This is a genomic window from Hyphococcus luteus, assembly GCF_002943565.1.
Classification (GTDB): domain Bacteria; phylum Pseudomonadota; class Alphaproteobacteria; order Caulobacterales; family Parvularculaceae; genus Hyphococcus; species Hyphococcus luteus.
In genome coordinates this window covers 61540-87440 of record NZ_PJCH01000007.1, presented here as the reverse complement: position 1 = coordinate 87440, position 25901 = coordinate 61540, and the positions used below count along the sequence as shown (strand labels likewise).

General features: G+C 62.4%; 21 protein-coding genes. 10 read left to right on the top strand and 11 right to left on the bottom strand.

The genetic code is table 11. From position 1 onward, the window contains the following. Nucleotides 1-121: 121 nt before the first annotated feature. Nucleotides 122-730: a urate hydroxylase PuuD gene (locus tag CW354_RS11840; protein WP_104830306.1), complete on the bottom strand. Its 609-nt coding sequence runs from the start codon at nt 728-730 to the stop codon at nt 122-124. A gap of 245 nt (nt 731-975) precedes the next feature. Here CW354_RS11840 and CW354_RS11835 point away from each other — a divergent pair, with 245 nt between their 5' ends. Further along, entirely contained in the window at nt 976-1455 is a 480-nt protein-coding gene (locus CW354_RS11835; protein WP_104830305.1) for a hypothetical protein, read from the top strand. A gap of 14 nt (nt 1456-1469) precedes the next feature. Here the strand turns inward: CW354_RS11835 and CW354_RS11830 are convergent, their stop codons facing one another. Continuing rightward, nucleotides 1470-2426, bottom strand: a complete 957-nt coding sequence (locus CW354_RS11830) for a hypothetical protein (protein ID WP_104830304.1) — start codon at nt 2424-2426, stop codon at nt 1470-1472. A gap of 144 nt (nt 2427-2570) precedes the next feature. On the opposite strand from CW354_RS11830, the gene hutI reads away from it, so the two are divergent. From hutI to CW354_RS11805, 5 genes are all read left to right on the top strand, one after another. Next, the gene (hutI, locus tag CW354_RS11825; protein WP_104830303.1) at nt 2571-3764 is read left to right on the top strand and encodes an imidazolonepropionase; all 1194 of its coding nucleotides are present in this window, start codon (nt 2571-2573) and stop codon (nt 3762-3764) included. Nucleotides 3765-4020: 256 nt separating this feature from the next. Further along, nucleotides 4021-4965: a diacylglycerol kinase family protein gene (locus tag CW354_RS11820; protein WP_104830302.1), complete on the top strand. Its 945-nt coding sequence runs from the start codon at nt 4021-4023 to the stop codon at nt 4963-4965. Beyond that, nucleotides 4965-5939, top strand: coding sequence for a hypothetical protein (locus tag CW354_RS11815; RefSeq protein WP_104830301.1), 975 nt, complete (start codon nt 4965-4967; stop codon nt 5937-5939). Before CW354_RS11820 ends, CW354_RS11815 begins: the two co-directional genes overlap by 1 nt. Before the next feature lies 1 nt (nt 5940). Continuing rightward, nucleotides 5941-6735 carry an alpha/beta fold hydrolase gene (locus CW354_RS11810; RefSeq protein ID WP_104830300.1) on the top strand — a complete coding sequence of 265 codons (795 nt, stop codon included), beginning with the start codon at nt 5941-5943 and terminating at the stop codon, nt 6733-6735. A gap of 235 nt (nt 6736-6970) precedes the next feature. Then, nucleotides 6971-9175 carry a TonB-dependent receptor gene (locus tag CW354_RS11805; RefSeq protein ID WP_104830299.1) on the top strand — a complete coding sequence of 735 codons (2205 nt, stop codon included), beginning with the start codon at nt 6971-6973 and terminating at the stop codon, nt 9173-9175. A gap of 106 nt (nt 9176-9281) precedes the next feature. Here CW354_RS11805 and CW354_RS11800 read toward each other — a convergent pair whose 3' ends face one another. Next, on the bottom strand, nt 9282-10172 hold the full coding sequence (locus tag CW354_RS11800) for an N-acyl homoserine lactonase family protein (RefSeq protein ID WP_207764779.1): 891 nt from the start codon (nt 10170-10172) through the stop codon (nt 9282-9284). 172 nt (nt 10173-10344) lie between these two features. Here CW354_RS11800 and glpK point away from each other — a divergent pair, with 172 nt between their 5' ends. Both glpK and CW354_RS11790 read left to right on the top strand, forming a co-directional pair. Beyond that, nucleotides 10345-11832, top strand: a complete 1488-nt coding sequence (glpK, locus tag CW354_RS11795; protein WP_104830298.1) for a glycerol kinase GlpK — start codon at nt 10345-10347, stop codon at nt 11830-11832. A gap of 18 nt (nt 11833-11850) precedes the next feature. Next, nucleotides 11851-12702: an alpha/beta hydrolase gene (locus tag CW354_RS11790; protein ID WP_104830297.1), complete on the top strand. Its 852-nt coding sequence runs from the start codon at nt 11851-11853 to the stop codon at nt 12700-12702. A 22-nt stretch (nt 12703-12724) separates the two neighbouring features. Here CW354_RS11790 and selD read toward each other — a convergent pair whose 3' ends face one another. After that, complete coding sequence (gene selD / locus CW354_RS11785; protein WP_104830296.1) at nt 12725-13771, bottom strand: selenide, water dikinase SelD; 1047 nt, start codon at nt 13769-13771, stop codon at nt 12725-12727. Between the two features lie 78 nt (nt 13772-13849). On the opposite strand from selD, the gene mnmH reads away from it, so the two are divergent. Both mnmH and CW354_RS11775 read left to right on the top strand, forming a co-directional pair. After that, entirely contained in the window at nt 13850-14935 is a 1086-nt protein-coding gene (gene mnmH / locus CW354_RS11780; protein WP_104830295.1) for a tRNA 2-selenouridine(34) synthase MnmH, read from the top strand. Nucleotides 14936-15020: 85 nt separating this feature from the next. Next, a complete protein-coding gene (locus tag CW354_RS11775; RefSeq protein ID WP_104830294.1) occupies nt 15021-15755 on the top strand; it encodes an SDR family NAD(P)-dependent oxidoreductase in 735 nt (244 codons plus the stop codon). On the opposite strand, the gene der is transcribed toward CW354_RS11775, so the two are convergent. From der to CW354_RS11740, 7 genes are all read right to left on the bottom strand, one after another. Continuing rightward, nucleotides 15752-17128, bottom strand: a complete 1377-nt coding sequence (gene der / locus CW354_RS11770; RefSeq protein ID WP_104830293.1) for a ribosome biogenesis GTPase Der — start codon at nt 17126-17128, stop codon at nt 15752-15754. The two genes, CW354_RS11775 and der, sit on opposite strands and share 4 nt — an antisense overlap. 29 nt (nt 17129-17157) lie before the next feature. Then, complete coding sequence (locus tag CW354_RS11765; protein ID WP_104830292.1) at nt 17158-18561, bottom strand: outer membrane protein assembly factor BamB family protein; 1404 nt, start codon at nt 18559-18561, stop codon at nt 17158-17160. A gap of 3 nt (nt 18562-18564) precedes the next feature. Beyond that, nucleotides 18565-19392, bottom strand: coding sequence for a tetratricopeptide repeat protein (locus CW354_RS11760; RefSeq protein WP_165793674.1), 828 nt, complete (start codon nt 19390-19392; stop codon nt 18565-18567). Between the two features lie 176 nt (nt 19393-19568). Further along, nucleotides 19569-20903 carry an omega-aminotransferase AptA gene (gene aptA / locus CW354_RS11755; protein WP_104830290.1) on the bottom strand — a complete coding sequence of 445 codons (1335 nt, stop codon included), beginning with the start codon at nt 20901-20903 and terminating at the stop codon, nt 19569-19571. A gap of 188 nt (nt 20904-21091) precedes the next feature. Continuing rightward, a complete protein-coding gene (locus CW354_RS11750; RefSeq protein WP_104830289.1) occupies nt 21092-22585 on the bottom strand; it encodes an aldehyde dehydrogenase in 1494 nt (497 codons plus the stop codon). 42 nt (nt 22586-22627) lie between these two features. Then, nucleotides 22628-23455 (bottom strand): hypothetical protein, encoded by an 828-nt coding sequence (locus CW354_RS11745; RefSeq protein WP_104830288.1) that lies wholly within the window; start codon nt 23453-23455, stop codon nt 22628-22630. Nucleotides 23456-23527: 72 nt separating this feature from the next. Next, entirely contained in the window at nt 23528-25846 is a 2319-nt protein-coding gene (locus CW354_RS11740) for a TonB-dependent receptor (RefSeq protein ID WP_165793673.1), read from the bottom strand. Nucleotides 25847-25901: the final 55 nt, after the last annotated feature.

Here is a 25901-nt window from a genome sequence, read left to right as displayed (position 1 = left end):
GGGGCTCTGGCCGGCGGTTTCAAGGGGGGCGGCGCCGATTTTCGACAAAAAAACGGCGGGGCCCCGCCCCGCCGCCTTTGCCCGCTGTCCGTCCCCGTCCGGAGACGGGAAGGAAAGCCCCTCAGAGGTTCTGCGCGCCGACCATGCAAAACAGCATGGGAATCGACAGGACCGTGTTGGTCCTCGAGAACAGCATCGCGGTCCTTCCCGCCTTCGCTTTCGCATCGGCCGCGAGATCGGGATGCTTGTCGCCGATGTTGAGCGCCTTGATCTGGTTCGGCCAGATGATGAACCAGACGTTGAACCACATGATCGCGCCGAGCCACATGCCGACCCCGATCAGGGTCGTGCGCATGACGCCGTTCCCGGCGAGCCCCAGGGTCACCGCCTCGACGATGTAATCGTTGAGCGCCGCCAGGACGAGGCCCGTCACGATGGTCGACATGGCGCCCCAGCGGAACCACCACAGCGCGGCGGGCGCGATGTGTTTGCCGATCGCCGGTTTCTGCTCGTCCGGAATGGACGGCATCACCGGGATCTGCACGAAGTTGAAATACCACAAGAGCCCGATCCACATCACGCCGGACAGGACATGCAGCCAGCGGAAAAAGAACCGCCAGAAAACGGCGTCGATCGCGCCGCCCATGGAGAGATAAATCGCCAGCACAACCGCCGCGAGCACGAAGCCCGTAATGATCGCGTTGCGCAAATTCGTCAGTAAGATCGTCATCAGCCCGTCTCCCGTGTTTTTGTTTATTCGACTACGCAACTGACACGCTTGCTCAATCAGACCCCGTCCATTCGCTGGAACGTCCCTGATTCCAATATATTAGAGCGCAAACCGGGGACGGCGCGCAATATTGAAGAGGCGGGCGTCAGGACGGACCTGTCCTAATCTTTAAAAGGATGGTTTTCATCAAAGCCCCGGGAAGCCTATACTCCGCCTGCAGACGAGCTCAGGTGGGGAGCTGGTTGATGAGGGGCATTGTTTTTCTGGCCGCGCTTGCCCTCTTCGCAAGTGCGGAATCAGCAACGTCAGGGGCTGCGGCTCTTGCGCCGTTAAAGCTCGGCCAAAAAAAATCCGGCGATACGCTGACCGATCAGGCGCATGTGCTCTGGCCGCAATTCGAAAAGACCGCCGCCGCCCTCGACCACGGCCTGTCAAGAGCGCAAGCCGACCAGGACGCCCGCCTGACGCGCTCAGAACTGAAAGCCATGATCATGCTGCGCCTGCGCCTGCGCGAAATGGCGGGACGGCGCGCGCTTGACCGCGAAGAGCTCGCGGTCGTTCTGAAGGAAATCGAAAAAGCGCAAAAGATGACGCGCAAAGACCGGCTTGCAGACGCCTTTTCTTCATTCCATCAGCAGGCCGATGAAATCAGCGTCATGCTCAACAAAATTCTGAACACCATGGATAAGACCGACACGGCGCTTCTTGTGAAAAACAGCGCCTGACCGCCTCCCCGCGCTCAGTCTTCGAGTTTCACGCCGCCCACATAGATGGTTCCCCCGCCATGACGGGCGATGCGGCCTTCGGCGCTGTCGAGATGAACCTCGGCGGATCCGTAAAGGGTCAGATCCGGCTGGACCGCCGCGCCGCGGAAAAAGACGCCGCCCGAGCCGTCGATAAAGGCGCGCAGCCTGTCGGCCCGCCCGCCCTTGACGGCGAGCGCGCCCGAGCCGGCGATGCGCGCCGTCACCGGGCCGTCCATATGCGCCGCGCGCACGAGCCCCGAGCCCGCGATCGAGACGTCGAGCATGCCCTCGATGTCGCCGAGCACCACGTCGCCGGGCCCGGCAATATCCACATCGACCATGGCCGCGTCGCCGGCCCGCACATCCGCGTCGCCGGACACGTCGATCTCGAGCCCGCCCTTCACATTGCCCATGACAAGGCGCGAGCCGTGAACGACGCCGATCGCCGCCTCTTCAAGATCGCCGGTTTCGCCATAGACGTAACAGGCGTCGAGATTGAGCGCCCCCGCCAGGCGCTCCATGGCGAGCCGAATGCGCGCGTCGATAAACTCGACGTCGCCTTCGTAAGGCATCAGCACTTCGATGGTCGGATAATCGGCGAAGAACCCTTCATCGACGGGCGCGCCCGTCGTCAGTTCACGGCCCTCGCGCGGCTTGAAAGTGCGGGTGATGCGCCGGTTGCAGCAATCGTCCGCGTCGTCCTCTTTCCACTTTTCGCCGGTGACGACGAGAACGCCGTCCTCCTCTTTCAAGATCACCGGCGCATATGTCTTGCCCTGGCGGATGGCGATGTCGACCTCGTCGCCGCTGGTCGTCTTGATGTCCACGGTCCCGGTAAAGTCCCGGAATGAGACAGCGTTGAGTTCATAGGTCTCGGCCTGGGCCGCGCCGCCGGCGCTCAAGAAAAACGCCGCCGCCAGCGCCGATTTCAATCGAAGTTCCGTCATCATCGTCACGTCCTCGCCCTTCGCCGCCCCTCGCCGTGAAGGCTTAACCTTTGCGGGCCCTCATAATGGAGCAATTTCCGCGCCGTTCCGCCCAAATGAGGCGGCTTTCATTCACAAGCCGCCCGCAGCGGCTTATAGCTCGCCCTCATGTGGGACCGGCTTTTCACCAATGTCACGCTCGCCTCTATGGCGGGACCTCAAGCTTACGGGCTTGTCGAGGAGGCGGCGGTCGCCGTTCAGGACGGGCTGATCGCTTACGCCGGGCCCATGGCGGGCCTGCCCGGCGGCGCGGCCCGGGAGACGACGGATGCCAAGGGCGCGCTGATGACGCCCGGCCTCATCGACTGCCACACCCATCTCGTCTACGCCGGGAACCGCGCGGGCGAGTTCGAGGCGCGGCTTCTCGGCAAATCCTATGAAGAGATCGCGAAAGCGGGCGGCGGCATTCTCTCGACCGTCAAGGCGACGCGCGACGCGAGCGAAGACGCGCTTGTCGAAGCGTCCCTGCCCCGCCTCGACGCGATGATCGGCGAAGGCCTGACGACCGTCGAAATCAAATCCGGCTACGGACTAACCCTTGAGGACGAGTTGAAAATGCTGCGCGCCGCGCGCCGGCTCGGAACGGAACGGCCCGTGCACGTGAAAACGACGCTGCTGGCCGCCCACGCCCTGCCGCCGGAATTCAAGGACCGGTCGGACGACTACATCGCTCATGTCTGCGACGCGATCATGCCCGCGGCGAAAGAAGAAGGTCTCGCCGACGCTGTGGACGGGTTCTGCGAAGGCGTCGGCTTTTCGCCGGCGCAAATCGACCGCGTCTTCGAAAAGGCGGGCGAACTCGGCCTGCCGGTAAAGCTGCATGCGGAACAGCTTTCCGATCTCGGCGGGGCCGTTCTGGCGGCGCGGCGCGGCGCGCACTCCGCCGACCACCTCGAATATTTAAAGCCCGAAGACGCGGGAAAGCTCGCTGAAGCCGGGACCGTCGCCGTGCTCCTGCCCGGCGCATTCTATTTCCTGCGCGAGACGAAACTCCCGCCGGTCGCCGCGCTTCGCCAGGCGGGCGCACCCATTGCGCTCGCCACCGACTGCAATCCGGGCACCTCGCCCATGACGTCGCTGCTGCTCGCCATGAATATGGGCTGCACCTTCTTCCGCCTGACGCCCGAAGAGGCGCTCGCCGGCGTCACCTGCAATGCAGCAAAGGCGCTCGGATTGGACGATGCAGGGGTCATCGAGACCGGAAAACGGGCCGATCTCAGCCTCTGGCGCGCCCGCCGCCCGGCCGAATTAGCCTATGGAATCGGCGTTAATCCCCTGATTGAACGGATCTTCGCCAGTTAGCCCTCCGATCACGGCGCTTTGACAGCCGAGCCTGTGGCGCATGGCGCCTCTTGCGCCTATTTGCCATTGCATTCCGCCGCGCGGCGCTGGATAAATATGGCCGTTTTGTGACATCATCGATTGATGGCGACAAAGGCGAGCCGCAAGGGGCGAAGGCCGCACTTTGGAACGCCTGCCGGCGCGCGGCAGGGCTCGAAAGAAATGGTTAACCGGTTCAGGCGGAAGGTCCCTCCCCTGACCATTTTGAGTGCTGAACATGTCGACCGCGTCGATGATCATAAACGCCAAAAGCAGCCGCAACGCCATGCTGGCCGACGATCTGCTTTACGTCTCGAAGCGCCACCAAAACATCCGCCCTTATGTACTGGAGCGCATCGAGGATCTCGACATCGCCCTGGACGATATTGAGAAGGGCGATTCCAACACGCTTATCCTCGCCGGCGGCGACGGCACCATGCAGGCGGCGATCACCAGCTCCATCAACCGGCGCCGCTTTCAAAATCATCCGAACTATGTGGCGCTCCCCTGCGGCATGACCAATGTCATCGCCAATGACTGCGGATTGCAGGGGCCGCCTGCGACATCGCTCGACAATTTTCTCTGGCGGCGCGGCCGCGGCGAGATTTCCCGCGTCGAACGCCCGCTCATCGGCATGCAGCTTTCCGAACGCCAGGACCCGATTTACGGTTTCTTCCTCGGCGCCGGCCTGTTTCACACCGCCGTTCAGTTCAGCCGCCAGAGCGTGCAAAAGGTCGGCGCGAAACGCTCGCTCGCCCTCGCCCTTTCCGTAGGCGGCTATATTCTGAAAACCGCGTTCGACAACGCCAAAGACCCGGCCCCGCTGCAGGCGCAAATACGCGATCGGAATGGCGTGCTGCAAAAGCAGGACCTGACAATCTTTCTGACGACGACGCTCAACCGTCTTTCCGCCGGCATCTTTCCCTTCTGGGGCGAAGGCGAAGCGCCGATGAATGTGATGACGATCGCTTATCCGCGGAAGAAACTCCTGATCGCGGCGATGACGGCCCTGCGCGGCAAGTCGAGGCCCTGGTTCCCGGAGGCCGGCTATCACAGCTGGAAGAGCGAAGAGATCCGCATGCGTTTCGACGGGCCGCTGGTGTTCGACGGCGAAATCTTCCACCCGACGCCGGGCGAAGACTTGATCCTCAAAGTCTCTCAAAAAGCCGCTTTCCTCATTTGATGGACGCCGCCCTTTCGAAAGACCCTGCGCAGAAGCGCGCGCTTGAGGTCTTGCGCGCGCGCATCCGCGCCGTTTCCGCGCCGCCGCTCAGCGAAGCGGCGCAGATCCTCGTCGACGCGCTCGGTGAAAAATATCCGGGCGGCGCCATTGTCTTTTACGGATCCGGCGCCAGCGTTTCGAAAACGGACGACCCGGCGAATGTCATTTTCGATTTCTATGTCATCGGCGAAACCTATGAGACGCTTTATTCATCGCCGGCGCTTCGGCTTGCGAACCGGCTCCTGCCGCCCAATGTCTTTTATTTCGAGACGCCTTCCTCTTTCGGCACGCTGCGCGCGAAAGTCGCCGTCCTGACGCTTGCGCATTTTGAAAAACTCGCCGGCGAAAAGACATTCCATTCCTATTTCTGGGGCCGTTTCGCCCAGCCCTGCCGCATTCACGGCGCTGACGAAGCCATGACCGCGCGGCTCGAAACCGCCCTCGCCGAGGCGATCGCAATGTTTTGCAGGCAGTCGGCGGGATTGATGTCCGGCGCCTTCACGCCGCGCGCGCTCTGGCTCGCCGGGCTCGCCGCTTCTTACAAGGCCGAGCTCCGCGCCGAAGACGAGACCCGGGCGGGCAAGCTTCTCGACAGCTATGGCGACTGGGCGGAAACCGTTACCGCGCCCGCCTTGACGCTCGCCGGGCTTTCCAATTCCGTCGCGGACGGAAAGATCACGCTCGATGCGCCGCCGCCTTCTTCGGCTTTCGCCTGGCGCGCGCGCGCCGTTCAGGGGGCGTTCCTGTCCGTGGCGCGGCTACTCAAAGGAACGCAGACTTTCAAAGGCGGGATCGATTACATCGCCTGGAAGATCAAGCGTCATTCCGGCATAGACATCGGCGTCACCGAATGGGAGCGCAGGCACCCCCTGCTGGGCGCGCCCGGCGCGGCGCTCCGCTATTATCGGCTGCGCGCGAAACGAAAAGGCGCCTGAGATGCCGGTTCTCAATGCGGACGATGTCGCTCTTCATTACAAGACCGCCGGGGACGGTCCGCCGCTGCTTCTCATTCCGGGGCTCGCCAGCGATCACGCCAGCTGGGGGCCGGTCGCGCCGCTGCTCTCCAAGAACTTCGCCCTGATCACGCCGGACAATCGCGGCGCCGGGCAGACGAAAACAACCGGGCCCGTCACCATCGAAGCGATGGCCCGCGATTACATCGCCCTTCTCGATCATCTGAACATCGCACAAGCCCATGTGCTCGGTCATTCCATGGGCGGCGTCATCGCCATGGCGCTAACCCACATGGCGCCGGAGCGCGTCGACAGGCTCGTCCTCGCCGCAAGCTGCGCGAAACGGCCGGCGCGGGCGATCTCCGTCGTCGATACGATCCTCGCCCTGCGCGAGGCGGGCGTTTCCGACGAGCTTTGGCTGCGCTCGTTTTTTCACTGGCTGTTCCGGCCGGACTTCTTCGACAACAAGAACGCCGTCGACGCGTCCATCGCGCTCGCCATGGCCTACCCTCATGCGCAAAGCGCGGAAAACATGCGCCGCCAGATCGACGCCATTCGCGCCTATGATTCAAGCGCCCTGCCCGCAAAGATCGACAAGGACATGCTGATCCTCACCGGCGCACACGATCTGATGTTCGCGCCCGCGGAAGTTGCGGAGAGTTTTGCGGACGCCCGCCATGCGGAACACCGCACGCTGGCCGGCGCCGCGCATTCCCTGCACTGGGACCGACCGGCGGACTTCGCCTGCAACGTGATCGCGTTTTTATGCGCCGATTGATCATTGAGTTTTTGTCACAAAACCGATAAGAAAGCCGCCGCTTGCGCAACCGCAGGCGCACTGCGCCGCCGAGTAAAACGGCGATCCTCATTTAAGGGCGCAGGGCGCGGCGGGAGCGTCCGTATGGCGAGTAAAACGCCTGGCGGCGGACGGTCGGCGCGACACCATTGGAGACGGCGGGACCCGAGTAAAACGGGGCGCGCCGGGCTTCGCCAATGTGAGTCGGAAACGCCCAATGAAAAAAACAGTTTTTTTGGCCGTCCTTATGGGCGGCGCGTCCCCTTTCGCCGCCATCGCTCAAGACGCCGCAAAAGACGAAATCATCGTCACCGCCCAGCGCCGCGAACAATCCCCGCAGGATGTAGGGGTCGCCCTCAACGTTTTTTCCGGCGCGGAGCTCGTCGCGCAAGGCGTCGACACGGTGAACAGGCTTGAGAACATCTCGCCCGGTCTTGAAATCGAAAATCAGTTCGGTTCGGGCCAGCCAAGCTTTTCCATTCGCGGCGTCGGCTTTCGCGATTACGCCACCAACAACGCGCCCACAGTCGGCGTTTATGTGGACGATGTCGCCTATCCGATCCCGGTGATGACGCAAGGCGTTCTCTATGACGTCGAGCGCGTGGAAGTCCTCCGCGGGCCGCAAGGGACGCTCTACGGGCGCAACACCACCGGCGGCGCCATCAAAGTGATCAGCACTATGCCGACGGATGACTTCGCCGCGGGCGCGACCCTTGAAGGCGGACGTTTCGGGCGCGTCGACGCGGAAGCTTTCGTCTCCGGCCCCGTCAACGAAAATATCCGCATGCGGCTTTCCGGCGCGACCGCGCAGGGCGGCGCCTGGCAGGTCAATCGCGAGACCGGCGAGAAAATCGGCGATGTGGAACAATATGCGCTGCGCGGTCTTGTCGCCGCCGACCTCGCCCCGGATGTGGAGGTTCTCTTCAACCTGCATGGCTTCATCGACACATCCGACGGGCTCGGGCTGCAGCTTTTCAATGACAGCCTGCTCGACGGCTCGATGGCTCATACGAGTCGCCAGACCTCCTACGGCTCGTCCGCGGCCTTCGAGACGCTGACCGGCATCGCGACGAACCAGCATCCTTTCCGCAACAATGAAGGCTGGGGAACGAGCCTTACCCTGAACGCCGGTTTAGGCGATGCCCAGCTCACTTATATCGGCGCCTATGAAGTGCTGAACCGCAAGGAGTACAACGATTTCGATGCCCTTACCGTAGGCGGCGCCGGCGTTTATTTCGAGTCGAGCGCCGACGTGATGTCGCACGAGCTCAGGCTTTCCGGCGAAACGAACCGGCTCAACTGGGTCGGCGGGCTTTATTACTCGCAAGAAGACTTGAACGAACTTTACCAGTCGGATTTCGTCGCGAGCTTCGGGCCCGGCTTTGCAGTCTCGACGCCTTACCGGCAAAAGGTGCGCACCATGGCCGCCTATATCCATGGCGATTATGCGCTGACCGATCTCGTTTCGGTGATTGCGGGCCTGCGTTACGAAGACGAAACCCGCAAGCTGCGCGATCTCGGCACCTTTTCCCTCGGCACGGGGCCGTTGAATTTCGCCAACGGGACCGTCGACGGCGCGCGCGAAAACCGCGATCTCAACTCAGACAATCTCTCCGGCAAGATCGGCGTCGATATCACGCCGGCGGAAAACGTGCTCCTCTATGCGCATTTCTCGCGCGGCGTGAAATCCGGCGGCTTCACCGCCTACAACACGCTCAACCCCAATGCGCTGACGCCCTTCCGCCCGGAAAAGCTGAACGCTTTCGAAATCGGTTTCAAAACGTCCTTCGGCGACATCGTGCAGCTGAACGGCGCCGGATTTTATTACGACTATAAGGACCAGCAGGTGCAGTCGGCGATCTTCGATGACGCCACCGGCGCCATCGTCGGGCGCATCGTCAACGCCGACAGCGAAATCTGGGGCGGCGAACTCGAAGCGATCCTCGCCCCGGCGCCGTGGCTGACGCTCGGCCAGTCGCTCGGCTACAAGACCGGCGAATTCACGTCCTTCACCGATCTCGACACGGGCGCCACCGGCGCCTCCGGCATGGCGGTTTATGTGGACCGGTCGGGCGAGGATCTCGGCTTTCCGAATGTCAGCTATCAGGGCTTTATCGAGGCCGAAACGCCGGTCGCAAAGGGCTGGTCGGCGCGCGCGCGCTTCGATTATGCCTATCGCGACACGCTCTCCCTGCCGCTCCTCGGCCCGGCTTACGCGGTCGACGATTATTGGCTCGCCAATGCGCAGCTCGCGGTCGGTCCCGATGACGGACGCTGGGAGCTCGCCGTCTGGGGACGGAACATTTTCAACACGGATTATGACGAGACCCGCAATTTCTTCATCGGGCCGGGCGGCATTGCGGACGTCGCCGCGCCGGGCATGCCGGCGACCTATGGCGCGCGGGTGAGCGTTCGGTATTGACGGATGCGATTCCCCACGGCTTGACCGTGGGGTCCATCGCTTGCGCAACCCATCCTTACATGAAGAAAGCCGGACCCCACACTCAAAGCGTGGGGAGTCGCTCTTTTTAATCCAGATATCCCGGCAGGCGCGGCAGCGCTTCGTAGTCGTCCATGACATGCTGGATGACGACGCGGGCGTTCATGTCCGCCGCGATCTGCTCGAAGCGGTCCATGGATGAAAGCGTGTCTTCGACGCTGGTGTTGAATTTCGGCACGAGGCGTTTTTCGCGCGACTCCTGCAAATGATAGAGATCGCCCGACAGCAGCACAGGCCCCTCATTGTCGAGCTGCAGAAGAAGCGACACATGCCCCGGCGTATGGCCGGGCATGGCGAGGATCTTCACCTTGCCGTCGCCGAAGACGTCATAATCGCCGTCATACTCCACCGTTTCGGCGCCTTCCAGCGCGCTGTAAAGAGGGAAAAGCTGTTCGTCTTCGCGCGCCTCGTCGCGGAACATGAAATCGCGCTCGTCCTTGTCGATGATCAGCGTCGCGCCGGCGAAGCGGTTTGAATCGCCGATATGATCGAAATGCGAATGCGACGGCGCGAAATAATCCACATCCTCGGCCGTCAGGCCGATTTCCGCGAGCTGGCTCTCGATGGTCTTCGGCAGAGTGACGCCGAACGGACCTGACGTGATCCCCTCCTCGCCCGCCTCATGAATGCTCGCCGGAACGCCTGCATCCCAGAGGAGATCGCCCTTGGGATGACGGATAAGGAAGCACATGACCGCCGCATCATTGGTCCGCCCGTCATATTCATGGCCTTGCGTGAAGAGCGAGAGATCCTTCATCTCGATGCGTCCGCAATCGAAAGCGTAAAGACGCAGATGATCGACATTCCCCGCTGCGGCGGCGTCCTCGGCCGCCGGTTCGGCCGGCTTTTCCCCTTGCGAACAAGCCCCCATGAAAGAGGCCGCCAGCGCCAGAACGCCCAAGCCTGAAAGATTCCTCATTCCCGCCCTCCGTTAAGGTTTTATCGTCTTCTGCCTATCAGCGTTCCCGGCGGCTGAAAACGGAAAATCCGGGAGCGCCGCCGCGGGGTTCCTGAAACGGCGCAACTCGCGGTAGACTGGGCGAAAACGACGAAGTCCGAGCGCCAGATCGAAAGCGCCAAAGGGAGAGCGCATGAGCGAGTTTGAACCGCCATACATCCTGGCGATAGACCAGGGCACGACATCGAGCCGGGCGATTGTCTTTGACAGCGCCGGCGCGATTGTCGCCGTTTCGCAGGCTGAGTTTCCCCAGCACTACCCCCAGGACGGCTGGGTCGAACACGACCCGGAAGACATCTGGAAGACGACGCTCGAGACCGCGCGCAAAGCCTTTTTAACGGCGGAAAAGTCCGGCGAGGTCGTCGCCGTGGGCGTCACCAATCAGCGCGAAACGACGATCGTCTGGGACCGGGAGACCGGCGCGCCCGTTTACAACGCCATTGTCTGGCAGGACCGGCGCACGGGCGAGGTCTGCGAACGCTTGCGTGAAGAGGGCGCGGAGCCTCATATCGCCGCGCGCACCGGGCTCATTCTCGACCCCTATTTTTCCGCGACGAAGGCGGCATGGATTCTCGACACTGTCGACGACGCCAGGGCGCGCGCGGAGGCCGGCGAGCTCGCCTTCGGCACGGTGGATAGCTTCCTCATCTGGCGGCTCACCGGCGGCAAGACCCATGCGACCGATGCGACCAACGCCTGCCGCACTTCGCTTTACAATATTCACGAAAATCAATGGGACGACGCGCTGCTCGAGAAATTCCGCGTGCCGAGGGATATTCTGCCCGATGTGCGCGACTGCGCCGACGATTACGGCATGACGGACCCGGAATTGTTCGGCCGCGCGCTGCCGATCTGCGGCGTCGCCGGCGACCAGCAGGCGGCGGCCTTCGGCCAGGCCTGTTTTGCGCCCGGCGACATCAAGAGCACTTACGGCACGGGCTGTTTCGTGCTCATTAATACCGGCGACAAGCCCCTCGCCTCGCAAAACAAGCTGCTTTCGACCATCGCCTATCGCCTCGACGGCGAGACGACCTATTCCCTCGAAGGCTCGATCTTCATCGCTGGCGCGGCGGTGCAATGGCTGCGCGACGAATTGCAGATCATCAAGGACGCCGCCGAAACCGCGGCGCTCGCCGAAAGCATCGAAACCAATAACGGCGTCTATCTCGTCCCCGCCTTCACCGGGCTCGGCGCGCCGCACTGGGCCCCGGACGCCCGGGCGCTGATCACGGGACTGACGCGCGGCGCGGGCCGCGCGGAAATCGCCCGCGCCGCGCTTGAAAGCGTCGTCTATCAGACGGCGGACCTGATGACCGCCATCGCGCGCGACGGCGCGGATGCGAAAACCCTGCGCGTCGACGGCGGCATGGTCGCCAATGACTGGCTGATGCAGTTTCTCGCCGATATTCTGGGCCTTCCCGTCGAGCGGCCGAAAATTCTCGAAACAACGGCGCTTGGCGCGGCCTATCTCGCCGGGCTCAAGGCCGGGATTTTTCAGGATACTGAGGAGATCGCCGAGCGCTGGCGGCTCGATGCGCGCTTCCAGCCGGCCATGGCGCCGGAGCAGCGCGCGCGCAATCTCGCCGGCTGGGCCGACGCGCTCCGACGCACGCTTGTTTAGATTACCGGAAAGCCGCCAATGCGTTTTATCCTGGCCTTGTTTTTTCTCGCCATGACCGCCTGCGCGTCGACGCAAAAGGCGCCCCCACAACAAAAGGCGGGCGGCGTTGAGCCGATCGTCATCGGCGAAAGCCGCCATATTGAATCGGCGCATCTCGGCGCGACGCGCACCTATAATGTCTGGCTGCCGCCATCCTATGAACAAGGCGATGCGCGCTATCCGGTGCTTTATGTCATCGACGGCGGACTTCAGCAGGATTTCCATCACATTTCCGGCCTCGCCCAGCTTTCGACAATCACCGGCATGTTTCGTGACATCATTGTCGTCGGCGTCGAAACTGTGGACCGCCAATCCGAACTGACCCCGCCCTCATCCGATCCCCGCGATATTGCGGAGTTCTCGACGCACGGCCACGTTGCGAACTTCCGCGCCTTCCTGCGCGAGGAAGTCATGCCCGATGTCGCGGCCCATTACAGAACGAGCGGCGAGAATGCGCTGATCGGGGAAAGCCTCGCCGGACTTTTCATCATGGAGACGTTCCTGAACGAGCCGGATGCCGCCGACGCCTATATCGCCATTTCGCCAAGCCTGTGGTGGGACAAGGCGAGCCTCGCCGAAAGCGCGAACGCGAAACTGCGCGCTTTTCCGCAGGCGGAACGCAAACTCTATCTCGCCCTCGCCAGCGAAGGCGGGCTGATGCGAAGCGGCGTTCTTGATGTCGTCAAAGCACTGCAGAAAGAAAAGGTCTCCGGCCTTGACTGGACTTTTTCAGACAGGCCCGATCTTGATCATTCGACGATCTACCATCGCGAGGCGCTCGAGGCCCTGCTTTGGGTTTTTCCCAGGGAAAAGACGCCTTCCGGCGAATAAGAATTTTTCAGCGCAGGTTCGCTTAAGTCTCGATCCGGATTTTCGGCGCGCCTTGCGTCACGGCCCCGATCACCGTTGCGGCGCCGTGTCCATGATCGCGGAACGCCGCCAGCACCCCATCCGCCGCTTCCGGCGCGCAGGAAACGAGGAGGCCGCCAGAGGTCTGCGGATCGGCGAGCATGTCGCGGGAGGTTTCCGCCCAGTCAGGCGGCGCCTCGACCCACTCCTTCACGCTTTCCCAATTGCGCCCGCTGGCGCCGGTCTTGACGCCGCCCGCGAGCAGCTCGCGCGCCATGGCGAAAACCGGCACGGCGGCTTCTTCGACCACCGCCGTGACGCCGCTCGCCCGGCAGATTTCGCTCAAATGGCCGAGGAGGCCGAAGCCGGTCACGTCGGTCATGGCGTGCACGCCGTCGATCTCGGCGATGTCGCCGCCCGGCCGGTTCAGAAGGGTCGTCGAGGCGATCATTTCCTCATAGCCTTCCGGCGGCAGGATTTCCTGTTTCAGCGCGGCGCTGAAAACCCCGATCCCGAGCGGCTTGCCAAGAATGAGGACGTCGCCGGGCTTCGCCCCGTTGTTCTTGAGGATGCGGTTCGGATGGACGAGGCCCATGGCGGCGAGGCCGTAAATCGGCTCGGCGGAATCGATGGAATGGCCGCCGGCGACCGGCGCGCCTGCGGCCTCGGCGACGGCGCGCCCGCCGTCGAGAATGCGCTTGATGGTCTCGCCCTCCATCTTGCCGATGGGCATGCCGACAATGGCGAGGCAAAAGGCCGGCCGGCCGCCCATGGCGTAAACGTCGGAAAGCGCGTTGGTCGCCGCAATCCGCCCGAACTCGAAGGGGTCGTCGACGATCGGCATGAAGAAATCGGTGGTGGCGATCAGCGCCGCCTCATTGGAGATCTTGTAAACCGCGGCGTCGTCGCTGGTCGCCGCATCGACGAGCAGCGCTTCATGGGGCCCGCCCGTCGCCAGATCGCCCAGGATCTCCCGCAAAACATTCGGGGCGATCTTGCAGCCGCACCCCCCTCCATGTGCGAGAGAAGTCAGGCGAGGCTCGGCTGTCATTCTATTCTCCTTGCGACCGGTGTAGGAAACTCTACTACACGCCTTCCCCCCTCGCGCAAGCGATATTAACGGACGAGCATGATTGAGCAAATTCGAGATATCGGGCCGGAAACGCTTGCCCGCTTTGACGCGATTATCGACGCGCGCGCGCCGTCTGAGTTCGCCGAAGATCATTTGCCCGGCGCCGTCAACTTGCCTGTCCTCGATGACGCCGAACGGGCCGAAGTCGGGACCCTCTACAAGACGCGATCACGTTTTGAGGCCCGGCGCGTCGGCGCGGCTTATGTCGCGCGCAACCTCGCCCGGCATCTGGAAACGGCGCTCGCCGGCAGGGAAAACGACTTCCACCCGCTGCTTTATTGCTGGCGCGGCGGCATGCGCTCCAACGCCATGGCGACGGTGTTCAGCCAGGTGGGCTGGCGCTGCGGCCTCCTCGAAGGCGGCTACAAAACCTGGCGGCGGGCGGTCGTCGCCGAGCTTCGCGATAACGAAGCGCCCTTGCCAATTGTGCTGATCGACGGTCAGACGGGCACGGCGAAGTCTGACATCCTGCGCGCGGCCGCGGCGAAGGGCGTTCAAGTTCTCGATCTCGAAGCCTGCGCCAGTCATCGCGGCTCTGTCTTCGGCGGCTTCGCCGATGCTCCGCAGCCGGAACAAAAACATTTTGAAACACTGCTTTACGATGATGTGCGCCGGTTCGATCTGTCAAAACCTATCCTTGTGGAAGCGGAATCGAACCGCATCGGCCGCTGTGAAATTCCGCAACGGCTCTGGAAAGCGATGCTGGCGGCACCGCGCATCGTCATCGAGGCCAACCCTCAAATCCGCGCGCCTTATCTCCTCACCGCCTATGGCGACATCATCGGCGACGGCGCGGCGGTGAAGGCGGCGGTCGAGCGGCTGAAACCGTTTCATCCCAAAGACGAGATCGCCGAATGGCGCGCCATGGCGGAAACGGGCCAATGGCGCCGCCTCGCCGAAGCGCTGATGCGCGAGCATTACGATCCCGCCTATGAACGCAGCCGCAAGCGCGGGCGCGCCGGAAAGCCCCTCGCCCGTTATCGTCTGGACGCCCTCGACAGCGCGACATTCGAACGGGTTGCGCACGACATCGCTTCCGCCCTAGACCACCGGGCGATAAGCAAGGATCGCCCAGCGATCTAGTTTTCAGTGGTCGCGCCGGTTCGCGAAAAACCGGATCCCACTTTTTCGCCCGGCGCTCTGGCGAGCCCGGCAAACAAGGAACTTGATGATGGCCGCTCCTGACCTCACCGGCAAAACCGCCCTCGTCACCGGCGCCTCGCGCGGCATCGGGCGTTCGATCGCCCTGGCGCTCGCCAAGGCCGGGGCGCATGTCCTGGCGCTGGCGAGAACGCCCGGCGCGCTCGAAGAGCTCGATGACGAGATCAAGGCGGCGGGCGGCGCAGCTTCGCTGATCCCCATGGACCTCGTCGAAGGGGACGGGATCGAACGCCTCGCCGGCGCCCTGATGGAGCGGTTCGACGCGCTCGACATTCTCGTCCTCAACGCCGGCTCCCTCGGCGAACTGGCGCCGATTCCCGACATCGACCCCAAGGTCTGGAATCACACGCTCGACCTTAATGTGACGGCCAACTGGCGGCTTCTGCGCGCCCTCGACCCCATGCTCCGCAAGTCGGCGGATGCGCGGGTGATCGGGCTGTCCTCGCGCGTCGGCGGCGAAGCGCCGAAACCGTACTGGGGAATCTATGGGGTGACGAAAGCCGCCTCCGACATGCTGCTGAAAACCTATGCCGAAGAAATGGCGAAGACCAACGTGCATGTCTCGCTCATCGCGCCCGGCGCCATGCGCACCGACATGCGCAAACTCGCCATGCCGGGCGAGGATCCTGAGACCCTTCCGCATCCTGACGAGCTCATTCCCCTCGTCCATCACCTGCTGACACGCAAAGAGCGCGAGCCTTTGCGGGTTTCATTCAAAGAGTGGCGCGAAGAGAACGGCTAACCCTTGCTCTTCGCATAAGGATTGTCCGGTTTTTTGAGAATGAGCCGGACCGGCACCGCCTTGATGTCGAAGGCCTCGCGAATGCCGTTGACGAGATAGCGCTTGTAAGCGGCGGGCAAATCCTCCGCGCGGGTGCATTGCGCCACGAAAGTCGGCGGGCGCGTTTTGGTCTGGGCGATATAACGGATCTTGATGCGCTGGCCGGAAACGGCGGGCGGCGCGTGACGCTGCACCGCTTCCTGCAGCCATTCGTTGAGCTCCGGCGTTTTCACCCGCGCGTTCCAGTCGATATAGACCTGCACCACCGCCGGCATGAGCCGGCGGATGCCGCCGCCCGTCAGCGCGGACAAGGTCACGATGGGAAGGCCCGGCGCCTGGGGGAGAAGGCGCGCCGCCATCTCCCTTATTTCGCGGATCTTCGCGTCTTTCTCTTCGATGAGATCCCATTTGTTGACGGCGATGACGAGCGCACGGCCCTCGCGCAAGGCGAGATCGGCGATCTGCAGATCCTGTTTGTCGAAAGGATGCTCCGCATCGAGCAACAGCACGGCGACTTCCGCAAACTTAATGGCGCGCAAGGCGTCGGCGACCGACAGCTTTTCAAGCTTCGACTGCACTCTCGACTTGCGGCGCATGCCCGCCGTGTCGAACAGCTTCACCGGCCAGTCGCGGTCCTTGCCGCGCCAGACCCATTCGACGGAAATCGAATCTCTTGTGATCCCCGCCTCGGGCCCGGTGAGCAGGCGTTCTTCGCCGATAAGCCGGTTGACGAGCGTCGATTTGCCGGCGTTCGGCCGGCCGATGATCGCCACGCGCAGCGGTTTTAAAGGATTGTCCCATTCCGCCGCTTCGTCGGCCTCTTCTTCTTCGCCTTCCGCTTCGGCGATGAACGGCTCCAGCGCGTTATAAAGTTCGCCCATCCCCTCGCCATGTTCGGCGGAGATCGCGATGGGCTCGCCAACGCCAAGCGCATAGGCGTCGTAAAACCCGGCCTCGCCCGCAGAGCCTTCGGCCTTGTTGGCGAGCAGGATCACCGGCTTGCCGCTCTCGCGCAAAAGGCCGGCGAAAGTTTTGTCGAGCGGCGTGACGCCCGCGCGCGCGTCGATGAGCAGGAGACAGGCATCCGCTTCCATGACAGCCGCATCGGTCTGCTTTCTCATGCGTCCTTCGAGGGCGGCTTCCGGCGCTTCTTCAAGGCCCGGCGTGTCGATGATGGTGAAAGAAAGATCGCCGAGCGCCCCCTCGCCCTCGCGGCGGTCGCGGGTGACCCCCGGCGTATCGTCCACAAGCGCAAGACGCTTTCCCGCGAGCCGGTTGAACAGCGTCGACTTGCCGACATTGGGCCGGCCAACGAGAGCGATTTTCACCGGCATGGACTTTACCCAAGCGCCGCCACGACGCCCTAGCGTATGGCGATCAGCTTGCCCTTTTCCGTCAGGACAAAGATTTTCTCACCGGCCACGACGGGCGCGACGACCGACCCGCCGTCGATGTCCGTGGTTTCAATAATCTCGCCGGTCGCCGGATTGACCCGCACAAGCTCTTCCTCGGTTGAAACCAGAACAAGGCTGTCGCCGGCGAAGACGGGCCCCGCCCAGGAAATGCGGCCCTTTTTCTTTTTCTCGTTCTTGTACTGGCGCAACTGAGTCAGCCAGACAATGCCGCCGTCATTGCGGGTCACGCACAAAAGTTCGCCCTCAATGGTGACGATATAAATGAAGTCGCCGGCGACCCACGGCATTTGCAGGCTCGCCACCGGTTTTTCCCAGACCGCCTGGCCGGAGCGGATGTCAATGGCGGAGAACCGCCCGCCATGGCTCACCACATAGACAAGGCCGCGGTCGATGACCGGACTGCCGGCGATGTCGTTGAGCGAAGAGAGCGCCGTCAGGCGCGATTCCCGCGACAAGGTCTTGTTCCAGACCGAGCGGCCATTGTCGGCGATGAAGGCGACAAGCTCGCCGGAGGAAAACGGCGCCACGACAAGATCGCCGGCGGCGGCCGGGCTTGACGAAGACAGGAAGCGCGCCGATTCTTCAAAGGACTGATACGCCCAGTCGCGTTCGCCGGTTTCCTGATTGAGCGCCAGAAACTCGTTGGTGATGGTCGAAAGATAGACCCTGCCGCGATAGGCTGTCGGCGGGGTTCTGACCGGCGCATCGGTTTTCACGCGCCATAACTCCTCGCCGGTCTGGGCGTCGAGCGCCGCGACGAACCCGAAGCCTGAGGTGACGAAGAGCCGCCCCTGCTCGTAAGCGACGCCGCCGCCGAAGCCGATCTCCGCCGGGTCGGAGCCGCGCATCAGCAGGAAGTCGCGAAGACGGAATTTCTCTTTGAGGTCCGGCGTCAGCTCCGTGCGCCAGACGAGATCGCCGCTTTCCACATCGAAACTCGACACATGCGCATCGGCGTCAATCACGAAAACGCGGTCGTCGACAACGATGGGCGGCGAGGTCAGACGCGCGCGGCGGGGCGAGGCGTCGCCCACATCGGACCGCCACAGCGTCTTCATTTCGAGCGGCGCGGCGAGATGGTGCAAGGTGTGGTCGGCTTCCCCGCCCGGCTGCGTCCAGGAGGAATTGACGTAAGGCGGCGGCGTGTCGACCGTCATGTTCGAATAGCGCGGATCGGGAGAAAGCTCGCGCTCCAGCGCCAGAATCGAGATCCGGTCCTCTTCGTCCGGCGCGTTCGGATCGTCCTTTTCCTTCCCGCTGAACAGATTGGTGACCGGGTTGGAGCCGCAGCCGGCGAGAAAGACGAAGACGGAGGCGGCGATGACGCTGCGCCAGAGCGGGGAAAGCTTCATGATCTACTCTTCGTGACTTGGATCGTCTGGGTCGTCTGCGGCGGCGCCCGATTCGCTGTCTTCCGCCGCGTCTTCCGGCGCATCCCCGGTCGCCGTCGTTTCAGCCGGCGCCGACGCGCCGTCATCAGCGCCGACAGAGCTCATCACATCTTCAAGCCGCGTCTCGCCGAAAATATTGACGCCGGCTTTCGCTTCTTCGGCAAGCTGGGCGAATTCCGTCGCGCGCTCGCGCACGCCTTCGGGCGCGCTCATATCGAGGGCCAGTTCATTAAACGCAACGACGGCGCTTTCGTAATCTTTTTCATTGAGCGCGGCGACGCCGAGAATTTCCCGCGCGTGATAGCTGTAGGGGCCGTCTTCTTCGGCGAGACCGCCAAGATCGCTCATCACCGCGTCGCGCCCGTCATTGAGCGACAAAAGCGCGGCGCGCAGCTGCGCAAATTCGCGGAGCCGGCGCGGCGCGTCGCCATTGGCGACCTCGCGGTAAAGCTCGACGGCTTTAAGCCGTTCGCCCCCCGCAGCATAGGAATTCGCCTGGCGCAGCGTGGCGAGCGCGCCATAGCCGCCGCCTTCCTCCGCCACCTTGTCGAGCGCCGCCCGGCCGGCGACCGGATCTTCGGCGAGAAGGTCCACAGCGGCGCTTAATTCAAGAGCCTGTTCTTCGGCCTGCTGCGTCTTCATATGCGACCAGAATTGCCATCCGGCGACGCCAACGACCAGCAAGGCGGCCCCGACGATCAGCGCCGGCCCGTTTTTCTGGAAAAACGCCCATTGGCGCTCTTCGTCGAGCGCCTCGTCTACTTCTCTTAATACGCTGTCTTCGTTGGCCACCGATTTATCCCTGCCGCTTTCCCGGTCCGCTTCTCCCTGACCGGAAACCCTTATTCCGGAGCGGGCCGGTTCTAACGGCCTTTGAGGCCAGAGGCAACGCGAGCCCTTTGAGGGGCTCGGGAGCGGCGGTCAGGCGAGGTTCGCGCCGGAAGACGGCTTTTTTAAGCCAGGAGCCTTCAGGCGGCCGCCCGCAGGCCTTTTCGGAGGGCTTCGATGGTCATGTCGATCTCCGCCCGGCCCATGGTCAGGATCGGCGCGACGGCGAGATGGTCGCCATTGGCGCGCACGGCGACGCCCTCCTCATAGGTTTTGAGAAAGACTTCGCCGCCCCGGGCGCCCGGCGCGCCGTCCTTCGCCGCGACGGTCACCCCGGCGGCGAGGCCGACATTGCGGATGTCGATGACATTGGGCTCGTCCTTGAGGGAATGCACGCCTTCCTCGAAATAGGGGGCGAGCGCCTGCGTGTTTTCATAAACGCCCTCAGTCCTGAAGACCTCCTGCGCGGCGAGCGAGGCCGCCGCCGCCAGCGGGTGGCCGGAATAGGTGTAACCATGGAAAAACTCGACGCCCGCCGGCATCTCTTCCATGAACACATCGTAGATCTGTTTCCTGACGATCGCGGCGCCCATGGGAACCGAGCCGTTATTGATCGCCTTGGCGACGGTGACGATGTCGGGCTCGACGCCGTAATGGGTCGCGGCGTTCGGCGCGGCCATGCGCCCGAAGCCGGAGATCACCTCGTCGACGATCAACAGAATGCCGTGTTTCTTCGTCACCTCGCGCAGGCGCTTCAGATAATTTTTCGGCGGAATGAAAACCCCGCCCGACCCCGCGAAAGGTTCGACGATCACCGCCGCAATAGTCGAAGCGTCATGCAGCGCGATGATCTCCTCGAGCTGTTGCATGTAAGGCTCCACATCGGCGTCGGGTTCGCCGCGCGTGAAGCTTTGCCTTTGCGAGTCGTAAGGAAAACTCAGATGATCGACGCCCGGCAGGAGGCTGCCGAAAAATTTGCGGTTGTTGACCATGCCGCCGACGCTGATGCCGCCGAAACCGACGCCGTGATAGCCGTTGACGCGGCCGATGAGGCGGGTGCGCGTTCCCTCTCCACGCAAGCGCTGATAGGCGATGGCGATCTTGAGCGCCGTATCCGCCGCTTCAGACCCTGAATTGACGAAGAAAACATGATCGAGGTCGCCGGGGAACTGGCCGGCGATGACATTGGCGAGCTCGAAGACTTTCGGATGACCGAAATTGAACGCGTTCGAATAGTCGAGTTCGTCGACCTGGGCCTTGATCGCTTCGGAGATTTTCGGATGGCGGTGCCCGAGATTGCAGCACCACAGCCCCGAAAAGGAATCGAGGATCTTCCGCCCGTCGCTCGTCTTATAATAAAACCCTTCGGCGCTTTCATAAATGCGCGGGGAAGCCTTGAACGCCTTGTTGGGCGTGAACGGCATCCAATAGGACTGAAGCCAGTCATTGCGGGGCGGTTGGGTTTCGCTGGTCATAACCTTCTTCTCTTCATCATCCGTTGTTTACACCTCCCCTTGCAAAGGGGAGGCCGGAATTCTCGGCAGAGAATTCCGGGTGGGGATCATCGCGAACCGACGCCTTTCAGGGAGGGGCCGATCCCCTCCCTAATCCTCCCCTTTTCAAGGGGAGAGAATTTGATCGCGCAACAAAACAAAATCGTATTCTAGTCTCTCAACTGCATCCAGACGGTCTTCAGTTCGGTGTATTTGTCGAGCGCATGCAGCGAGCGGTCGCGGCCGAAGCCGGATTGTTTAAAGCCGCCGAAGGGCGTCGTGATGTCGCTGCCGTCCCAGCAATTGACCCAGACATTGCCCGCGCGCAAGGTCCGCGCGGCGCGATGGGCGGTGTTGACATTGCTGGTCCAGATGCCCGCCGCAAGCCCGTAAATCGTGTCATTGGCGATCGTCATGGCCTCATCGAAATCGCCAAAGCCGATGGCGGAAATGACGGGGCCGAATATTTCTTCGCGCGCGATGGTCATCTTGTTGTCGACGCCGGAAAAGATGGTGGGCTCCACGTAAAACCCGCCGCTTTGTCCCAACGCGCGCTCGCCGCCGCAGACGAGTTGCGCACCCTCCTCGTTCCCTTTGCGGATATAGCCGAGCACCGTGTTCATCTGCGTCTCGTCCACAAGCGCGCCGAATTTCGTGTCCGGATCGAGGGGATCGCCGGGCGCGAGATCCTTCGCCACGGCGGCGACTTTTTTGAGAAACGCGTCCTTGATCGAGTTCTGAACCAGAAGACGCGTGCCCGCCGTGCAGACCTGGCCTTGATCGTAAAAAACCGCCCAGGCGGCCGCATCCGCCGCGGCGTCGAAATCGGGGCAGTCCTCCATGACGATCTGCGGGCTCTTGCCGCCGCATTCCAGCGCAACGCGTTTGAGGTTCGATTGCGCGGCGTAGCCCATGATGAGCTTGCCCACCGCCGTCGAGCCGGTGAAGACGATCCCGTCCACATCCATGTGGAGCGCCAGCGCCTTGCCCGCCTTTGCGCCCTCGCCGGGCACGACATTGAGGACGCCGTCGGGAAGCCCGGCCTCCGCGGCGAGCGCCGCCGCGCGCAGCATGGAAAGGCTCGCCTGCTCCGCCGGCTTCATGACGACGGAGTTGCCGGTCGCCAGCGCCGGCGCGAATTTCCACGACGCCATCAGAAGCGGGAAATTCCACGGCGTGACGGCGCCGATGACGCCCAGCGGCTCGCGCACGATCATGGAGACGGCGTCATGGGGCGACGGGCCGAGCTCGTCATTCACCTTGTCGATGGCTTCGGCGTAATAGCGCACGGTCTGGACGACGAGCGGAATATCGGCGCTTTTCGTGTTCGCAATGGGCTTGCCCATGTCGAGGGTTTCGAGCAGCGCCAGTTCTTCCGCGTGCGCTTCAAGCTTGTCGGCGAAAGCGAAAAGGATTTTCTTCTTCTCGCGCGGCGCCATCTTGCGCCAATGGCCGGCTTCGAAGCTCGCCCGCGCCGCGGCGACAGCCGTCTCAATGTCGCCCGCATCGCAGGCCGCAAGGCGCGCAATTTCACTGCCGTCGATAGGCGTGACGCAAGGCAGGGTTTGGCCGCTTTGCGCGGGACGGAATTCCCCATTTATGAACGCGTCACCGCGCAAGGAAACTGTCTCAAGCGCCGCAGCGACCGATTTCGAGAATGTCATAACACACCAGTTTTTTTTCGAACACTAACGCCGCACGATCCGTCAAAGAAGTTTGCCGGCTTCTCGTTTTTCGGCGTTTTCTTCCTGCCAGGAGAGCATGTTCATCTCAATGAAGAAGAACGCAACCAGCCACAAAAACGCGTCCCATGCATCCCAGGGTTCGCCGAGCATCCACCAGTAAAAGGCGCAGACAAACAGCGCTCCGTAAAGCAAAAGCTTCGCCGATTTATAAGCGAAAAAGAATTTCGTGCCGAACAGCTTCGAGGACTGCAGATAGACCTCAAGTTCAAGAACCGCAACGATAACCACCCAGACGCTGGCGTTGAGAACATCGGTCCAGGCAAGACGGCTGATATTGGACAAGTTCTCCGGCGTCGCGAAGAGATTGGCTTCGGGATGGAAGAACGCGCCGTCGCGAAGCAATGCGCAATTTTCCGCCGTGAGCGGCACATATTCATCGAGGGAGAGCGCAAAGCTGACATCGCCGCCGATCAGCGTGCATGGATCGGCGCCCGCATAGGGTTCAAAACCGAGCGGGATCCATAGCGTCGCGACATAACCGTAAAGCGCGTAAAGAATGATCGCAAAACAGACGACGGTGACAATGTTCATCGTCCATTCCGCCCAGGCCTTGATGTGATCGGGCAGGACGAAAGTCTCAAGCTCCAGCAGTAAAAGCAGCACCAGCCAGGCGGCGGTGTCGATGGAATCCGTATAGGCGACGATGACGTCGCGCAGCCCCACGCCGCCATCATAGGTGACGGAACTGCCCGCGAAATTTTCAAGAAAAAAGTGGCCGGTGTTGATCGCCAGCAGCGCATAGACCAGATATTTAAAGGCCTGAAAGAGCGCGCCGGTTTTAATGATCATAGCCAGTCCGAATAAGCGCGCCGGCCGAACCGCCGGCCGGCGCGGGTTTTATCGATCAGTCTCGCCCGGGCGTCAGCCGCCGAATTCGTAGCTCAGCAAAACGCCGAAGGTGCGCGGACGGCTCGGGCCGAAATAGTGGGCGGGAATGAAGTTCCCGCCTTCCGAAACGCCGTCATAATAGAGTTCGTTCGCGACGTTCTCCACATAACCGATGACGCTCCAGCCGGCGTCCGACGCATAGCCAAGGCGCAGCGACAGATCCACGTAAGCATCGTTGACCGCATAATCCGGCTTTAGAAGACCGCCATAGGTCTTGGTCTGGCCGAAGGCTTCCGCAGAGGCCTTGATGGCGCCTTCTGCAACCGGATAGTTGAACCGCAACGCCGCCGAAGCGGAGAATTTCGGCACATAACCGAGCGAAGTTCCTTCGCAGGCGAGCGTGCCGTCGCAAAGCGGTTCGGCGTTGGTGACGTCGGTGTCCGCATAAGCGCCGGCGAAATAAAGGTCGAAATACTCGCCGAGATCGGTGTTGGTGGAGGCTTCAAAGCCCCAGCCTTTCACCTTGCCGACATTGTCGACGAGAATGCCGCCGCCCGTGCCGGGCACGTTCACCTGCAGGTCTTTGTACTGATAATAATAGACATTGGCGTCGACGCGGGTCGCGCCGCCAAAGAGCGAGCCTTTAACGCCCGCCTCATAGGACCAGACCTTTTCCGGATCGAATGCGTTGGGCGAAGCGTCTGCATTGGTAAGGCCGAGGCAGTCGGTGCTGAACGGGCCGCAATAAGTCACGCTCGACGGCGAAATGAAGAAGCTGCCGAAGCCGCCCGATTTAAAGCCGCGCGTGGCGCTGGCGAAGACCGTCCACTCGTCGCTCGGGCGGTAGCGTGCAATGAAACGCGGCGTGAAGGCGTCCCAGCTCTGCTTGTCTTCCAGCGGCTCCGCCGTCGTGAAGCCGACCCCGAAATAAGGTCCGAGATCGCTCGTCACCGGCGGCGCGCTGATGGCGAATTTCTTGATGTCCTTCGAATAGCGCACGCCGACGCCGATATCGAATTGATCGGTAATCGCCAGCGTCGCATCCACATAGGCCGCCCAGCCGTGATAGCGCCCGCGAACGGCGTTGCTTTCAACGAGGCCCTCCGGGGTCGGCGTGAACGAGTAATAGTAATAAGCGAAATAATCGGAGCAGGAGTTGATGCCGTAATAGCTCCAGTAGAATTGGCACATTACCTCTTCATCGGCGGCCTGGGTGAAGAGAACGTCGATCTCTTCATTGTAGAAGCTCGCGCCCGCATACCAGGAAAGCGGCCCGTCGGTGTCGGAGACGACACGCAGTTCCTGCTCGAAATAATTGCCGGACTGATCCTGGGCGTAGGCGTTGATGCCGAGCGGCGTGCCGTCGAAATCCTCGGCGTAATAATAGTCATGATCCTTAAAGCCGGTGAGCGAGGTGATGACCGCGCCGCCGAGATCGTAAGTCAGCTCAAGGCCGAGACTCAAAATCTCGGAGTCGTCCGCCTCGCCTAGCTGCAGGTCGCTGTCGATGTCGCGTCCGTTCCCGTCCACGGAAACGCCGAAAATATCCACCAGCGTTTCATAGCCGGGACCGCCTTCGGTCGCCCGATAGACCGAGCCTGACTGCTTGCGGTCTTCATATTCGGCGGTGAAAAACGCCTCGAACGGCCCGTCGCTGTAAAGCGCGGAAAAGCGCCCGGCGTATTTTTCCGGCTCGATCAGCGGGTCGTGGTCCGGGAAGTAAGCATTGTCCACATAGCCGTCTTCGTGCCCGCCATAAAGCGCGAGACGCACGGCGAAAACGTCGGACAAGGGCATGTTGATCGCGCCTTCGCCGAAGAAACGGTTGCGCTCGGCGACGTCGGCTTCGATATAGCCGCTGACGCCGTCGAAATTCGGCCGCGCCGTATGAACGCTGATGGCGCCGCCGATGGCGTTGCGCCCGAACAGGAAGCCTTGCGGCCCGCGCAACACTTCCGCGCGCTCCATATCGTAAAGGCTCGTCACCACTGCGCCGTTGCGGCCCTGATAGAGACCGTTCTTGAAAAGACCGATCGAAGGATCGCCGCCGGCGCCGAAATCATTGGTGAGAATGCCGCGCATCGACAGCGTGTCGATGAAGCTGTCGGCGGAGTTGCCCGTCACGCCCGGCGTATACCGGACAAGATCCTTCACGTCGTCGAGATTGACCTCGCGAGTGAAGTCGCCGGAGAGCGCCGTGATCGCCAGCGGCACGTCCTGAATGGATTCGTCGCGTTTCTGGGCGGTGACGATGATGACATCGTCCTGCGCCAGCGCCGCGCCGGAAGCGAACATCGCCGCCGCCGAACAGCCGGCCAGCAAGATGCTTTTATGAAGTCCTGTCGGTCTCATTTTAAGGCCCCTCCTGATGGCGCCCGGAGGCGCGAAACGGCGCGGATAAGCGCCG